The sequence below is a fragment of the Pseudomonas sp. PA-7-1E genome (assembly GCF_021605325.1).
In the GTDB taxonomy this organism is placed as follows: domain Bacteria; phylum Pseudomonadota; class Gammaproteobacteria; order Pseudomonadales; family Pseudomonadaceae; genus Aquipseudomonas; species Aquipseudomonas fluorescens_BV.
On record NZ_WKFA01000004.1, the window covers coordinates 105,286 to 120,352 of the forward strand.

General features: G+C 62.3%; 17 protein-coding genes. 14 read left to right on the forward strand and 3 right to left on the reverse strand.

Going from position 1 to position 15,067, the window contains the following annotated elements; all coding sequences use genetic code 11:
* Positions 1–40: 40 nt before the first annotated feature.
* Positions 41–1,504: a protein adenylyltransferase SelO gene (selO, locus tag GIW79_RS04065; protein WP_054918905.1), complete on the forward strand. Its 1,464-nt coding sequence runs from the start codon at positions 41–43 to the stop codon at positions 1,502–1,504.
* A gap of 4 nt (positions 1,505–1,508) precedes the next feature.
* Here selO and GIW79_RS04070 read toward each other — a convergent pair whose 3' ends face one another.
* Entirely contained in the window at positions 1,509–1,910 is a 402-nt protein-coding gene (locus GIW79_RS04070; RefSeq protein WP_236452584.1) for a helix-turn-helix domain-containing protein, read from the reverse strand.
* Positions 1,907–2,203: a type II toxin-antitoxin system HigB family toxin gene (locus GIW79_RS04075; RefSeq protein WP_003187960.1), complete on the reverse strand. Its 297-nt coding sequence runs from the start codon at positions 2,201–2,203 to the stop codon at positions 1,907–1,909. The genes GIW79_RS04070 and GIW79_RS04075 overlap by 4 nt, the downstream gene beginning before the upstream one ends.
* A 217-nt stretch (positions 2,204–2,420) precedes the next feature.
* On the opposite strand from GIW79_RS04075, the gene trxC reads away from it, so the two are divergent.
* Positions 2,421–2,855 carry a thioredoxin TrxC gene (trxC, locus tag GIW79_RS04080; RefSeq protein ID WP_034125600.1) on the forward strand — a complete coding sequence of 145 codons (435 nt, stop codon included), beginning with the start codon at positions 2,421–2,423 and terminating at the stop codon, positions 2,853–2,855.
* A gap of 135 nt (positions 2,856–2,990) precedes the next feature.
* Here trxC and GIW79_RS04085 read toward each other — a convergent pair whose 3' ends face one another.
* Positions 2,991–3,761, reverse strand: a complete 771-nt coding sequence (locus GIW79_RS04085) for a ParA family protein (RefSeq protein ID WP_236452586.1) — start codon at positions 3,759–3,761, stop codon at positions 2,991–2,993.
* 316 nt (positions 3,762–4,077) lie between these two features.
* On the opposite strand from GIW79_RS04085, the gene GIW79_RS04090 reads away from it, so the two are divergent.
* From GIW79_RS04090 to GIW79_RS04145, 12 genes are all read left to right on the forward strand, one after another.
* A complete protein-coding gene (locus GIW79_RS04090; protein WP_054896224.1) occupies positions 4,078–4,797 on the forward strand; it encodes a beta-ketoacyl synthase chain length factor in 720 nt (239 codons plus the stop codon).
* Entirely contained in the window at positions 4,773–5,585 is an 813-nt protein-coding gene (locus GIW79_RS04095) for a lysophospholipid acyltransferase family protein (RefSeq protein ID WP_054896223.1), read from the forward strand. The genes GIW79_RS04090 and GIW79_RS04095 overlap by 25 nt, the downstream gene beginning before the upstream one ends.
* Positions 5,563–5,832 carry a phosphopantetheine-binding protein gene (locus GIW79_RS04100; RefSeq protein ID WP_236452587.1) on the forward strand — a complete coding sequence of 90 codons (270 nt, stop codon included), beginning with the start codon at positions 5,563–5,565 and terminating at the stop codon, positions 5,830–5,832. Before GIW79_RS04095 ends, GIW79_RS04100 begins: the two co-directional genes overlap by 23 nt.
* A gap of 9 nt (positions 5,833–5,841) precedes the next feature.
* Positions 5,842–6,096, forward strand: a complete 255-nt coding sequence (locus GIW79_RS04105) for an acyl carrier protein (protein ID WP_003187949.1) — start codon at positions 5,842–5,844, stop codon at positions 6,094–6,096.
* Complete coding sequence (locus tag GIW79_RS04110) at positions 6,093–6,638, forward strand: hypothetical protein (protein ID WP_057975408.1); 546 nt, start codon at positions 6,093–6,095, stop codon at positions 6,636–6,638. The genes GIW79_RS04105 and GIW79_RS04110 overlap by 4 nt, the downstream gene beginning before the upstream one ends.
* Positions 6,635–8,305, forward strand: a complete 1,671-nt coding sequence (locus tag GIW79_RS04115) for an ApeI family dehydratase (RefSeq protein WP_236452588.1) — start codon at positions 6,635–6,637, stop codon at positions 8,303–8,305. The genes GIW79_RS04110 and GIW79_RS04115 overlap by 4 nt, the downstream gene beginning before the upstream one ends.
* A 161-nt stretch (positions 8,306–8,466) precedes the next feature.
* Entirely contained in the window at positions 8,467–9,201 is a 735-nt protein-coding gene (locus tag GIW79_RS04120) for a glycosyltransferase family 2 protein (RefSeq protein WP_236452589.1), read from the forward strand.
* Positions 9,198–10,133, forward strand: coding sequence for an LpxL/LpxP family acyltransferase (locus GIW79_RS04125; protein WP_054896220.1), 936 nt, complete (start codon positions 9,198–9,200; stop codon positions 10,131–10,133). The genes GIW79_RS04120 and GIW79_RS04125 overlap by 4 nt, the downstream gene beginning before the upstream one ends.
* The gene (locus tag GIW79_RS04130; protein WP_236452590.1) at positions 10,117–11,658 is read left to right on the forward strand and encodes an HAL/PAL/TAL family ammonia-lyase; all 1,542 of its coding nucleotides are present in this window, start codon (positions 10,117–10,119) and stop codon (positions 11,656–11,658) included. Before GIW79_RS04125 ends, GIW79_RS04130 begins: the two co-directional genes overlap by 17 nt.
* On the forward strand, positions 11,651–12,076 hold the full coding sequence (locus GIW79_RS04135; protein ID WP_003187940.1) for an acyl-CoA thioesterase: 426 nt from the start codon (positions 11,651–11,653) through the stop codon (positions 12,074–12,076). Before GIW79_RS04130 ends, GIW79_RS04135 begins: the two co-directional genes overlap by 8 nt.
* Positions 12,073–12,756 carry an outer membrane lipoprotein carrier protein LolA gene (locus tag GIW79_RS04140; protein ID WP_236452591.1) on the forward strand — a complete coding sequence of 228 codons (684 nt, stop codon included), beginning with the start codon at positions 12,073–12,075 and terminating at the stop codon, positions 12,754–12,756. The genes GIW79_RS04135 and GIW79_RS04140 overlap by 4 nt, the downstream gene beginning before the upstream one ends.
* Complete coding sequence (locus GIW79_RS04145) at positions 12,728–15,058, forward strand: MMPL family transporter (RefSeq protein WP_236452594.1); 2,331 nt, start codon at positions 12,728–12,730, stop codon at positions 15,056–15,058. The genes GIW79_RS04140 and GIW79_RS04145 overlap by 29 nt, the downstream gene beginning before the upstream one ends.
* Positions 15,059–15,067: the final 9 nt, after the last annotated feature.

The following is a 15,067-nucleotide window of genomic DNA, read 5'->3' on the forward strand; positions in this document are numbered from 1 at the left end:
TCCCCAGCAGAATGCTCGGACATTCTGCTGGAGATGGCCGGTGAAAGCCCTCGACGAACTGACCTTCGACAACCGCTTCGCACGCCTGGGCGACGCATTCTCGACCCACGTACTGCCAGAGCCCCTCGACGAGCCGCGCTTGGTCGTCGCGAGCAAGGCCGCCATGGCCCTGCTCGATCTCGACCCGGCCGTGGCCGAAACCCCGGTATTTGCCGAGCTGTTCGGCGGCCACAAGCTGTGGGCCGAGGCAGAACCACGGGCGATGGTGTATTCCGGTCATCAATTCGGCGGCTACACGCCGCAACTGGGCGATGGCCGCGGGTTATTGCTGGGCGAGGTCTATAACGAGGCCGGCGAGCATTGGGATTTGCACCTCAAGGGCGCCGGGATGACGCCTTACTCGCGCATGGGCGACGGGCGTGCCGTGTTGCGCTCTTCGATTCGTGAATTCCTCGCCTCCGAGGCCCTGCATGCGCTAGGCATCCCCACCAGCCGCGCCCTGTGCGTGATCGGTTCCAGCACGCCGGTATGGCGGGAGAAACAGGAACGCGGGGCGATGGTTTTACGCCTGGCCCACAGCCATATTCGCTTCGGACACTTCGAATATTTCTACTACACCAAGAAGCCTGAGCAGCAGGCCGAACTCGCCGAGCACGTGCTGAACCTGCACTACCCCGAATGCCGCGAGCAACCCGAGCCTTACCTGGCGATGTTCCGCGAGATCGTCGAGCGCAACGCCGAAATGATCGCCAAATGGCAGGCTTATGGTTTTTGCCACGGCGTGATGAACACCGACAACATGTCGATCCTGGGCATTACCTTCGACTTCGGGCCCTTCGCGTTTCTCGATGATTTTGACGCGCACTTCATCTGCAATCATTCCGACCATGAAGGGCGCTACTCCTTCAGCAACCAGGTGCCGATCGGGCAGTGGAACCTCAGCGCCTTGGCCCAGGCGCTTACACCGTTCATCAGCGTTGACGCACTGAAAGAAGCCCTCGGCCTGTACCTGCCGCTGTATCAAGCGCACTACCTGGACCTGATGCGCCGCCGGCTGGGGCTGACCACCGCCGAAGAAGACGACCAGACGCTGGTGGAGGGTTTGCTCAAGCTGATGCAGAACAGCGGTGTGGACTACACGCTGTTCTTCCGCCGCCTGGGCGACGAATCGGCGACGTTAGCCGTGGCGCGGTTGCGTGATGACTTTGTCGACATGGCCGGGTTTGATGCCTGGGCCGAGCGGTACAAGGCCCGTGTTGCACGGGATGGGGATTACACCCAGGAACAGCGCCGTGAGCGCATGCACGCGGTCAACCCGCTATATATCCTGCGTAACTACCTGGCCCAAAACGCCATCACCGCCGCCGAATCAGGCGACTACAGCGAAGTGCGGCGGCTGCATGACGTGCTGACCAGGCCGTTTGAGGAACAAGCGGGCATGGAGCAGTACGCGCAACGGCCCCCGGATTGGGGTAAGCATTTGGAGATTAGTTGTTCGTCGTGACCCCTTAGATAAAGGTCTCCACCGACACTCCGAAACGCTCGGCCAGCCAACGAATCTGGCGCACGTTGAGCTGGCGTTTTCCGCTCAGTATCTCCGAGACAACCGATTGCGCCCCAACGCCAGGAAGGTCACTCTGGGTAAGATTGTGCTCGCGCATCATGTAGCGCAGCACATCGACCCCGCTGGCTACGGGCATTGGGCGACGCTCACGATCATAAGCTTCGATCCAGTCGCTCAGAATGTCGACCAGGCTCATCAGCGGGCTGTCCTCGTCTTCACCCACCAGACTCAATAGCTCATCCAAACCGCATACCAATGCGTCGTAGTCTGCCTCGTTTTCCGGCTTGCGCAGCACAGGCGAAACGAACTGCCAGTGCTCTGCCGCCACTCGCATAAGTGCGCTCATCTGATTTTTTCCTTCCATTTGTTTTTCTCATAATCACGGTGGTCAAGCAGGTGTTTGATGTAAACGCGCTGCATTCGATACTGCACCGACGCAATCAACCTCAGCTTGTTACCGCCAATATCAAATACATGAAATTCACCTACCTTGTCGGTGGCGGGAAACATGGCTTTCATTGCGGCAAAGTCCTTGGGGGCGTTGCGCTTGATCACGCGATACCACTGATCCAGAGCTGTTGCAGAGCGCGGCCATTTTCCTTTTGCTTCCCAGATCCTGCTTTCACTGATGACTCGCATGCAACGTCCTTATCGCATCTTGCTATGAAGGTTAAACCTGAATTCGAACTATCGCAATTTGCTATAGCCGCAAACAGACCGGTGGTGCACAACAAAAAGCCTAGCCACACCGTTCACGCTGGCGAGGACGAAAATGTGAGCGAATAAGTATCTATATCCTTGATAAACCTCTGTCTCGACACCAAATACCCAACTGGCCAAACCCCAGGAGCCTCCGATGTCCGAACCTCTTGTCATCCCCTGCCCTCATTGCAACGGCCTCAACCGCATCCCCGGCGAACGCCTGGGTGATGCGCCCAAGTGCGGGCGCTGCAAGCAGTCGGTGTTGCTGAACAAACCCTTTGATTTGAAACAGGGTGACTATGCCAACCAGATCAAGGGCGACCTGCCGCTGCTGGTCGATGTGTGGGCCGACTGGTGCGGGCCGTGCAAGTCGTTTGCGCCGGTATTCGAACAGGCAGCCGGGCAGTTGGAAGGCAAGTGCCGGCTGGCGAAGCTGGACAGCGAGGCTAACCAGCAGCTGTCGGCGCAGTTGGGGATTCGCTCGATTCCCAGTTTGATTCTGTTCAAGAACGGCCGCGAAGTGGCGCGCCAGAGCGGGGCATTCCCGTTGCCGCAGTTGATGAGTTGGTTGAGCAGCCAGGGGGTGTAAACATCCCCCTCAATCAACTCGGTCAATGTGGGAGCTGGCTTGCCTGCGATGCAGGCGACTCGGTGATTCAGGCACACCGAGTCGATATCTTCGCAGGCAAGCCAGCTCCCACAGTGTTCGGTGTTGCCTGTTGGGTCAGGCGTTTTCCAGCAGGTTATGCAGGTCCACAAACTGCTGCGTCAGCTTATGCCGTGGGTCCAGGTGGATCAGCGGCTTGCTCTCCTGGTGCGACTCGCGCATACGCACGGAGCTGGCCAGGTACACCGGCAGTACCGGGAGCCCTTCGGCAATCAACTCATCGAGAATCTGTTGCGGCAGGCTCGCCCGTGCCTGGAATTGGTTGACCACGATGCCTTCCACTTCCAGGCCTTCGTTATGGTCGTCCTTCAACTCTTCGATCTCAGCCAGCAGGCCATACAGGGCCTGGCGGGAAAAGCTGTCGCAATCGAAAGGGATCAGTACGCGATCGGCGGCAATCAGCGCTGAAACCGCGTAAAAATTCAGCGCTGGAGGCGTATCCAGGTAGATTCGGTCGTAATCTTCGCTCAGTTCATCCAGCAGCTTTCGCAACTTGTTGATCTTGTGCTTGGCCTCAAGCTTGGGCTGCAGGTCGGCCAGTTCCGGGGTGGCGGTGATCACATGCAGGTTATCGAACGGGGTTTCGTAGATATCTACCCTGTTTTTCTTCGAAAACGGCCCCGTCGACAGGGTTTGCTTGAAAAAATCCGCGATTCCCATGGGGATGTCGTCGCCCGTCAGCCCGGTGAGGTACTGAGTTGAGTTGGCCTGTGCATCGAGGTCCACCAACAGGGTTCGATAACGTTCGCTGGCGCTGACCGCCGCCAGGTTGCAGGCGATGCTGGACTTGCCCACACCGCCTTTTTGATTGAACACCACGCGCCGCATGGAAAAACCTCCGTGTATCAATGAATCCCCCGAGTGTAGAGCGCAAAAGCGCTGGTTAGCTACCTCGTTCATCCTCACGCGCTGCCTGGCTCACAAATGAATGGAAACCGCGCAACGATCGAGTCCGGCCTTCGCTCGCCGATAATCTGTAAATTCTTCCAACTTATTTGTGATCAATAGTGAACAAACTTTCACCACTATTTGCTAGAACCCCACGGCACCGGGATAATGCGCGCCATACGGCCATTGCTCCCTGTCCCGGAATCCGGGGCCATTGGCCGCACATGGAAGCCCGCAGGGGCGGGATAACTTCTCAGTGATCAACTTCAACATCGCCCAATGGCGCGCCTGGGCTCCTGGCCTTGCGAGTGCGGACGACTGGTACGCCTGGTGCCGGGACCCGGTGTTGCCGCCTGTCAGCGAAGCGTCCCCCGATGTGTCATTTTTGCCAGCCATGCAGCGCCGTCGTCTGAGCCGGCTGGCGCGCATGGCATTCAGCGTCGGCTGGCCGCTGGCAGAGGGCCTTGAAGACCTGCCACTGGTGTTTATTTCCCGCCATGGTGAAACCCCGCGCACCTTGGACATTCTCAGCGACCTGGCCAACGAGCAGCCGCTGTCGCCGACTCAGTTCAGCCTGTCGGTGCATAACGCGGTAATTGGCCTGTGGTCGATCCTGCGCAATGAAACCAGCGAGATGACCGCCCTCGCCGCCGCCGGCGATGGCCTCGAACATGGCCTGCTCGAAGCCGCCGCTCTGCTCAACGAAGGCGCCGCTGCCGTATTGCTGGTGATCACTGAAGAACAACCGCCCCACGCCTACGCCAGCTGGATTACGGATGTGCCGTTCCCCTATGCCCTCGGCCTGTTGCTCACGCCGGGCGACGAGTGGCAACTGGAACTCACCACTGGCACTGTCCAACTCACTCAAACCCAGTGGCCCCACGCCCTGAACCTGCTGCGCACCCTGCTGACCGAACAGGGCGCCTGCCAACATGCCTGGAAGAACCGAGTATGGAACTGGCAACGCAAGCCCTGACCCACAAGCCACGGCAGGCCTATTACTGGCGCCTGTTCGCCACGGCCCTCAGCTTTTGCCTGTTCGGCATCGGCGGGCTGTGCCTGCGTTTGCTGGTGTTTCCGCTGCTCAGTTGCCTGCCGGGCGACGCCACCCAGCACCAACGGCGCGCACGCCACACCATCAGTTGCCTGTTCTGGTTTTTCATTCGCCTGATGAAGGGCCTGGGCATTCTCACCTACAGCGTCGAGGGTGCCGAAAAGCTTGGCCGCCCTGGCCAGATGATCGTCGCCAACCACCCGTCACTGATCGACGTGGTGTTCCTGATCGGCCTGATGCGCCAGACCAACTGCGTGGTCAAGCAGAGCCTGTTCCAGAACCCGTTCACCCGCAGCCCGGTGCGCGATGCCGGCTATATCAGCAACGACGGCAGTGCCGACATGCTCGATGCCGCAGCCGACGCCCTGCGCGCCGGCCAGACGCTGATCATCTTTCCCGAAGGCACACGCACCACGCCGGGCGCAGCGCCGGCCTTTCATCGCGGCGGCGCGGCCATTGCGCTGCGCGGTGCGACAATCATCACGCCAGTGGTGATCAAGGTCAGCCCCACCACCCTGACCAAGGCCGAACCCTGGTATCGCATCCCCCACCGTCGATTTCACTTCAGTTTGCGCGTGGGCGCCGATATAGAGCCACAAGCGTTTGCCGCAGTCGGGCCCGCGCCCCAGGCTTCACGCAAGCTCAACGATCACCTGCATCACTATTTCATTAAGGAGCTCGCCGAAGATGAGCGACCAACACCGCCTTGAGCACGACATAAAGACGCTGATCATCGAGGCCCTGGGCCTGGAAGACATCAGCCCCGACGATATTGGCAGCGACCAGACCCTGTTTGGCGAAGGCCTGGGCCTGGATTCGGTCGATGCGCTGGAATTGGGCCTGGCGATCCAGAAAAAACACGGCATCAAAATCGATGCCGACGCCAAGGACACCCGCAATCACTTCACCAACGTGGCCAGCCTTGCGGCGTTCGTCACGGCCCGACAGGCAGCTTGAGACCGTACCATGCAAACTCGTGACGATATCTTCAACACCCTGCGCGACGCCTTGGTGGAACTGTTTGAACTGCCCCCGGAACGCGTCACCCTCGACGCCAACCTGTACCAGGACCTGGAAATCGACAGCATCGACGCCGTGGACCTGATCGACCACATCAAGCGCCAGACCGGCAAGAAAATCGCCGCCGAAGAGTTCAAGGCGGTACGCACGGTGAACGACGTGGTAGAGGCGGTGTACCGTCTGGTCCAGCCCGCCGCATGAGCCGGTTGATCGGCCTTGGCCTGTTATTGGCGGGGCTGCTGTACCCCTTCGCGGTGTATTACGGCACCGAGCATTTTGCACCTTGGCAGTTCGGCTTGCTGCTGGGCAGCCTGTGGCTGTTGCGCGCGTTCACCGCTGCGCGGCGCCCGGGCAGCCGTTGGATGGCGGTGGTGGTGATCGTGTTTTGCCTGGCACTGGCATGGTTCGATAACCCCCAGTGGCTGCGCTGGTACCCGAGCCTGGTCAGCGGATTCATGCTGGCGCTGTTCGGCCTGAGCCTGAAGTACGGCCCGCCGATAGTCGAGCGCCTGGCACGCATGACCGACCCGCACCTGCCGCCCCACGCGGTGGTGTATACCCGCCGGGTCACCCTGGTGTGGAGTGTGTTTTTTCTCTGTAATGGCCTGCTCGCCGCCGCGCTCACCCTGTGGGCGCCGCTGAGCTGGTGGACGTTGTACAACGGCCTGATCGCCTACGGGTTGATGGGCTTGTTGTTTGCCGTGGAATGGCTGGTACGACAAAGGGTTCGAGGCCGCGTATGAAAGGGTTGAAACTTGAGCACTTGCTGCTTGAGCCACTGCAAGATCGCGGGGTGACCGCCGAGCCCCTCATGAATCACGCGCAACTGTGCGAGCACTCCCTGAGCCTCGCCGCAGGCCTCAAGGCCCGGGGTATCCGGCGCCTGGCCGTGCACCTGGAAGACGCCGGCCTGCTGGCGATTGCGCTGCTGGGCGCCTGGCGGGCCGGTGCGAGCGTACTGCTGCCCGCCGACCTGCAACCCCAGACGCGCCAGCGCTGGGCCGACGCCGTGGATGCCTGGCTGGTCGAAGCCAGCGACCTGGACGCGCTGTATCAAGCGCCCTTGAGTGCCGCCGCCCTCGATCTGGACAACTGCCAACTGAGCCTGTGCACCTCCGGCTCCAGCGGCGAGCCCAAGCGCATCGACAAGTCCCTGCGCCAGTTGGCCAATGAAGTAGAGGCGCTGGAAGCCCTGTGGGGCAAAGATCTCAAGGACGCCTGCATCATCGGCAGCGTCGCTACCCAGCATATCTACGGCTTGCTGTTTCGCGTGTTGTGGCCGCTGTGTGCCGGCCGCACCTTTGTACGCAAGCAACTGGCGTTCCCCGAAGACATGCAGCGCGCCAGCCGTGAGCACCCGCAATTTGCCTGGGTGGCCAGCCCGGCGCTGCTCAAGCGCATGGGCGACAACCTCGACTGGCCGGCACTGAGCCAGGTTGCACGGGTATTTTCCTCCGGTGGCGCGTTGCCGGTTGATGCGGCCGGCAGCCTCTACGACCGTTTACAGCAATGGCCCACAGAAATCCTCGGCAGCTCGGAAACCGGCGGCATCGCCTGGCGCCAGGGTGCGCAACCCTGGCAGCCGTTTGCCGACGTGCAACTGAGCCAGGATGCCGACGGCGCTTTACGCATCGCCTCAAAGTACTTGCCCGAAGGGCATGTCGAACAGACAGCCGACGCCGTTCGCCTGCATGCCGATGGGCGCTTCGAACTGCTGGGCCGCCTGGACCGTATCGTCAAGCTGGAAGAAAAACGCATCTCCCTGCCGATGTTGGAACAAGCGCTGATCGCCCATGAATGGGTGGCCGACACCCGCCTGGGCGTGGTGCAGGAAAACCGTGCGTCCCTGGGTGCCGTGGTGGTGCTCACCGACGCGGGGCTGCATGCCCTGCGCAACCAGGGACGCCGCACGCTCACCCAGACCCTGCGCCAGCACCTGAGCCAACATTGCGAAGCCCTGGCCTTGCCACGCCGCTGGCGCTTATTGCGCCAACTGCCGCTGAACAGCCAGGGCAAATTGCCCCAGGCCGATATCGAAGCCTTGTTGCTGGCGCCTCGCCCCAAGGGGCCTGAGGTGTTGGCACAAGTCGAAACCGAAGGTGAATGGACCTTGCAACTGAGCATCCCACCGGACCTGGCCTATTTCAGCGGGCACTTCCCGGTCACCCCGGTATTGCCGGGGGTGGTGCAGGTGGAATGGGCGTTCAACCTGGGCCAACAATTGCTCGACCTGCCAACCCGGTTCGCCGGCATGGAAGTGCTCAAGTTCCAGCAACTGGTGCGCCCGGGCGATCACATCGAATTGCATCTGCGCTTTGATCGGGAGCGTAGCAAACTGTACTTCGCCTATCGCAATGGGGTTGCAGCGTGCTCAAGCGGGCGGATCGTGCTGGAGGCCGCGTATGCATAACCTGTTCTTGTGGCGAGGGAGCTTGCTCCCGCTGGAGTGCGAAGCGCTCCCAACCCAGGCATCACCCACTCCCAGGATGATCTCGGTCGCCTCCATTGGGGCTGCTTCGCAGCCCAGCGGGAGCAAGCTCCCTCGCCACGGGGTTTGCGCAGGCTTTGAATATGCATAACCCCTGCGCTTTGATCCCGGTATACAACCACGAAGCCGCCGTGCCGGCCGTGGTCCACAGTGTGCTGAAGAGCGGCCTGCCCTGCCTCTTGGTGGACGATGGCAGCAGCGCCGCGTGCGCAGCCGTGCTGGCGCAGTTGGCGACGCTGGATAACGTCACCCTGCTGACCCTGCCCAGCAACCAGGGCAAGGGCGCCGGCGTGATGGCCGGTTTTCGCGAAGCCGCGCGCCTGGGCTATACCCACGCTCTGCAAGTGGACGCCGATGGCCAGCACGACCTGCGCGAAGTCCAGACCTTTATCCACACCTCACGCCAGCACCCCGACGCCGTCATCTGCGGCTACCCGGAATACGACGACAGCGTGCCCAAGGGTCGCCTGTACGCACGTTACCTGACCCACGTGTGGGTGTGGATCAATACCCTGTCGCTTGAGATTCGCGACTCGATGTGCGGCTTTCGCGTGTACCCACTGGCGCCGACCCTGGCGCTGATGGACTCGGCCTACATTGGCACGCACATGGATTTCGACTCGGACATCCTGGTACGCCTGGCCTGGCGCAACCAGCCTATGCGCTGGCTGCCCACCCAGGTGCACTACCCCACCGACGGCCTGTCGCACTTTCGCTTGTTGCGTGACAACCTGCGCATCAGCGCCATGCACACGCGGTTGTTCTTCGGCATGCTCGTGCGCGCGCCGATGATCCTGTGGCGACGGTGGCAAGCATGAACGACAGCACCAAGCATTGGGCCGACCGCGAGGAACGCGGCAGCTTCTGGCTGATGAAATTCACCGCGGTCGCGGTCAAAGTCCTCGGCCGTCGCCTATTGAGCCCGTTGCTCTACAGCATCGTCTTTTACTTCTTCCTGTTCGGCCGCACCGCACGCCACAGCGCCTGGCAATACCAGCAGCGGCTGGCGCAATGGAGCGGGCGCAATGACTTGCTGCCGAGCCACCGCACAGTCTTTGCCCAGTTCATGGCCTTCGCCGATTCGCTGCTCGACAAGCTGGACGTGTGGAACGGCAAGCTGCGCCTGGAGCAAATCGAGATCAACGACCCGGCGCAGTTGCGCAGTCAACTGCGTGGCGAGCGCGGGCAAATGCTGGTGGGCGCGCACCTGGGTAACCTGGAAGTGTGCCGCGCCCTCGCGGAGATTGGTGAGCAGGTCACCATGAATGTGCTGGTGCACACCAAGCACGCCGAGCGTTTCAACCGTCTGCTGGGCGAGGCCGGCGCGACCCATTTGCGCCTGATCCAGGTCAGCGAATTGGACCCGGCCACCATGCTGCTGCTCAGCCAGCGCCTGGACGATGGCGAGTGGCTGGCGATTGCCGGCGACCGCATCCCGCTGCACGGCGGGCGCACGGTGCGCGTGGATTTCCTCGGACACACGGCGGCATTTCCCCAAGGCCCATGGCTGCTGGCGGGCTTGCTCAAGTGCCCGGTCAATCTGCTGATGTGTCTCAAGCACCAGGGCCGCTATCGCCTGACTATCGAGCCCTTTGCCGATTTGATCGAATGGAAGCGCAGCACCCGTGAGCAAGTCATTGCCGAATGGACCACCCGCTACGCCGCACGCCTGGGCCAGTTCTGCCTGCAAGCGCCCCAACAATGGTTCAACTTTTACCCTTTCTGGAAGACCGATGACGACGCCTCTTGAGCCCATCACCTTTGGTGAACGCCCCCTGCGCATCGAAGACGTGCTGGCCCTGGCCAACCGCCAGGTGCCCACTCGCCTGCAGGACGATGCCGCGTACCGCCAACGCATCGCCAAGGGCGCGCAGTTCCTCGACTCGCTGCTGGACAAGGAAGGCGTGATCTACGGCGTGACCACCGGCTACGGCGACTCCTGCGTAGTGGCGGTGCCGCTGGAGCACGTCGAAGCCTTGCCGCGTCATCTGTACACCTTTCACGGTTGCGGCCTGGGCAAATTGCTTGATGCCCAGGCTACTCGCGCCGTACTGGCGGCGCGTTTGCAGTCGCTGTGCCAGGGCGTGTCCGGGGTGCGTGTGGAACTGCTGGAACGCCTGCATGCCTTCCTCGAAAACGATGTGTTGCCACTGATCCCGGAAGAAGGCTCGGTCGGCGCCAGTGGTGATCTGACGCCGCTGTCCTATGTGGCTGCGACCTTGTCCGGCGAACGTGAAGTGCTATTCCGTGGCGAACGCCGCCCGGCGGCCGACGTGCACCGCGAGCTGGGTTGGGAGCCGCTGGTACTGCGGCCCAAGGAAGCCCTGGCACTGATGAACGGCACCGCGGTGATGACTGGCCTGGCCTGCCTGGCCTTTGCCCGCGCCGACTACCTGTTGCAACTGGCCACGCGCATCACCGCGCTCAACGTGGTGGCGCTGCAAGGTAACCCGGAACACTTCGACGAACGCCTGTTCGCCGCCAAGCCGCACCCTGGGCAGATGCAAGTCGCCGCGTGGCTGCGCAAGGACCTGGCCATCGACGCGCCCACCGCCCCCCTGCATCGCCTGCAAGACCGTTATTCGTTGCGCTGCGCGCCCCATGTGCTCGGTGTATTGGCGGACAGCCTGAACTGGCTGCGCTCGTTCATCGAGATCGAACTGAACAGCGCCAACGACAACCCGATCATCGACGCCGAAGAAGAACGTGTGCTGCATGGCGGGCACTTCTACGGCGGGCATATCGCCTTCGCCATGGACAGCCTCAAGACCCTGGTCGCCAACGTTGCCGACCTGCTCGACCGCCAGCTCGCACTGTTGGTGGACGTGCGCTACAACCATGGCCTGCCGAGCAACCTCTCAGGCGCCCCGGCTGACCGCGCCATGATCAACCACGGCTTCAAGGCCGTGCAGATCGGCACCAGCGCCTGGACCGCCGAAGCGCTGAAAAACACCATGCCGGCCAGCGTGTTCTCGCGCTCCACCGAGTGCCATAACCAGGACAAGGTGAGCATGGGCACCATCGCTGCCCGCGATGCGATCCGCGTGCTGGAGTTGACCGAACAGGTTGCCGCCGCGACCTTGCTCGCCGCCAACCAAGGCGTGTGGCTGCGCGCCCAGGCCGAGGATGCCCGCCCACTGCCACCAGCACTGGCCGCGATGCACGCCGAACTGGCCCAGGACTTTGCGCCGGTCATCGAAGACCGCGCCCTGGAAGGCGAACTGCGCCTGTGCCTGCAACGTATCGCCGCGCAACACTGGAGGCTGCATGCGTAGCCCCGGCGTGTTGCACAGCGACACTGAAATCCTTGTGCCTTTTTTCGACATCGACACCATGAACGTGGTGTGGCACGGGCATTACGTGAAGTACCTGGAAGTGGCGCGCTGTGCGTTGCTGGACAAGATCGGCCATAACTATACGGCGATGCTCGAAGCCGGCTACGCCTGGCCGGTGATCGACATGCAGCTACGTTATGTGCGTGGCGCGACCTTCGGCCAGACCATCAATGTGCGCGCCAGCCTGGTGGAGTGGGAGAATCGTTTGAAGGTCAATTATTTGATCACCGACCTGGCCAGCGGCGAGCGTTTGACCCGCGCCAGCACAGTGCAAGTGGCGGTGGAAATCGCCAGCCGCGAGATGCAGCTGGCCTCGCCCAAAGTCTTCACCGACGCCGTAGAGAGAGCCTTGAAATGAGATCCCCTGTGGGAGCGGGCTTGCCCGCGATGGACGTTAAAGATAACGCAGGTCGCCTGACGCTGCGCAGCGCCCTCAGGTTCTTCGCGGGCAAGCCCGCTCCCACATTGATCGCGTTGTTGCTGAGCTTCAGCGCCCATGCCTTCGACCTGCAGCAGTTGAGCGATCAGCTTGCCAAACCCTCCGTGATCCACGGCAACTTCACCCAGGAAAAGCACCTGCGCGCCCTGCCCCAGCCATTGGTGAGCAAAGGCACCTTCGTGCTCGCCAAGGATCACGGCCTGCTGTGGCTGTTGAAAACTCCGCTGCAACAGGACTACCGCATCACCTCCCAAGGCATTGCCCGCCGTGACGCCAATGGCTGGCAACTACTGCCAAACAAGAGTGCCGGCGCCGAACAGAATCGTTTGTTCCTGGCGGTACTGCAGGGCGACAGCAGTGGCCTGCAGCGCGACTTCGACCTGCAACTGCAAGGCGAGGCCCAACAATGGAAGCTCACGCTGACCCCGCGTTCGCTGCTGCTCAAGCAAGTGTTCACCCAGATCAATATCGACGGTGGCGCACTGGTGCGCACCATTGAACTGCTGGAAACCCAAGGCGACAGCACGCTGTTGCGCATGCAGGACAGTACCGCCGACCAGCCGTTGAGCAATGCGGAGCAACACGACTTTGCCCAGTGAGCGCCTGCTGCCGCGCCTGTTCCTGACCTTGCTGGTGGCCGTGCTGGCCCTGGCAGGCTGGCAGTGGCGTGACGGCGCGCCGTTGTCGGCCAACCTGATGGAACTGGTGCCCGGCAGCACGCCGGACGCCTTGGAACTGCAAGCCGAACAGCGCATGCAAGAGCCGCTCAACCGCGAAATGCTGGTACTGGTGGGGCATGCCGACCGCCAGCAAGCGGTGGCCGTGGCGCAGCAACTGGGTGAGCGTTGGCAGGCCAGCGGCCTGTTTGAAAAGGTGCAGTGGAACCTGCAAGCCGACTTGCCAGCGTTGCGCGAACAACTGCTGCGTGGGCGTTTGTCGATGCTCTCGTCCAAGGACCGCGAACAACTGATCCAGCAGCCTGAGGCGTTCATCCAGCAACGCGTGCAATCGCTGTTCGACCCCTTCACCGGTTTCAGCCTGGTGCCAAGCCAGGACGATTGGCTCGGCCTCACCGGGCGCATCCAGAACAGCCAACCGCAACACGGTGCGGTGCAAATGGACATCGGCAGCGGCGCCTTGATCGCCGATGCCGACGGCAAAAGCTGGGTGCTGCTGCGGGCCCGCACTACCGGCAACGCCTTCGACATGAAGTTGCCGCTGCAAGTGGCGGACTTGCTGAAGGCCAGCCGCGAGCAAGCCAGCGCACACGGCGCGCAGCTGCTCGCCGCCAGCGGTTTGCTCTATGCGGCCAACGGGCAACAGCAGGCCACTCGGGAAATGACCTGGGTCGGCGGCGGCGCCACCCTGGGCATCCTGTTATTACTGCTGCTGGCGTTCCGACGCTGGCGGGTGTTGCTGGCATTCGTGCCGGTACTGGTGGGCATGCTGTTTGGCGCGGTGGCATGTGTGGCGCTGTTTGGGCATATGCATGTGATGACCCTGGTGCTGGGTTCCAGCCTGATCGGCGTGGCAGTGGATTACCCGCTGCATTACCTGTCCAAAAGCTGGAGCCTGCAGCCGTGGCGCAGTTGGCCGGCGTTGCGCCTGACCCTGCCAGGGCTAAGCCTGAGCCTGGCCACCAGCGCTATCGGCTACCTGGCGCTGGCCTGGACGCCTTTCCCGGCGCTGACCCAGATTGCGGTGTTCTCGGCTGCCGGTTTGGTCGGTGCCTATTTGTGCGCCGTGTGCCTGTTGCCCGCGCTGCTCAAGGGCGTGGAACTGCGCCCGGCGCAATGGCCGCTGCGTGTCGCCCAAAGCCTATGGCAACTGCGCACGGCACTGCTCAAACGCGTACCCAGTTCGGTACTGCTGGTGTGGGTGCTGCTGTTCTGCGCTGCGGGCCTGTGGCAACTGAACACTAAAAACGATATCCGCCAATGGATCGGTGCGCCGCCGCAGTTGCTGCAGGAAGCCCAGGCCGTGGCGCGCATCACCGGGTTCCAGCCCACCAGCCAGTTTTTCCTGGTGCGAGCGGACAATCAGCAGCAGTTGCTGGAGCGCCAGGCCGCCCTGGGCAAACGCTTGGACCAGTTGGTGCAGATGGACAAGCTCCAGGGCTACCTGGCGCTCAATCAACTGGTCAACCTTCCCGGCGAGCAACAACAGCTGCGCGAGGCGCTGAACAACCTGGCGCCACACTGGAAACCGCTACTGGACCTCGGCGTGCCCCTCAGCGCCCTGCAAGCCGAAGTGGCGCAGTTGCAGGCGCTGCCCACCGCAGACATCGACGCCGCACTGCAAGGCCCGCTGGCCGAGCCTTGGCGCACGCTGTGGCTGGGCCCGGTGGATGGCGGCGTGGCGGCCATGGTCAGCCTGCAAGGCTTGAACAACCCGGCGCTGCTGCGGGTGCAGGCGCTGGACTTGCCCGGCGTGCAGTTGGTGGACCGCTTGGGTGACTTGAACCGGGTGTTTGCCGACACGCAGATCAGTGCTGCCGAATTGAAGTTGCTGTCTTGCGTGCTGATCGTGCTATTGCTGATTGCGCCCTTCGGCTTTGGCGGCGCCTTGCGTATCGTCGCCCTGCCGCTGCTGGCTGCGTTGTGCAGCCTGGCCAGCCTCGGTTGGCTGGGCCAGCCGCTGACTTTGTTCAGCCTGTTTGGCCTGCTGCTGGTCACGGCCATCAGCGTCGACTATGCGATTTTAATGCGCGAGCAGATCGGCGGCCCTGCCGTCAGCCTGTTGGGAACGCTGCTGGCGGCGCTGACGACCTGGTTGTCGTTCGGCCTGCTGGCCGTCTCTAGTACACCGGCCGTGAGCAATTTCGGCTTGTCTGTCAGCCTGGGCCTGGCGTTCAGCTTTATGCTGGCGCCCTGGGCCGGTCGGCAGAAACACGCCTTATGAATGTGATTA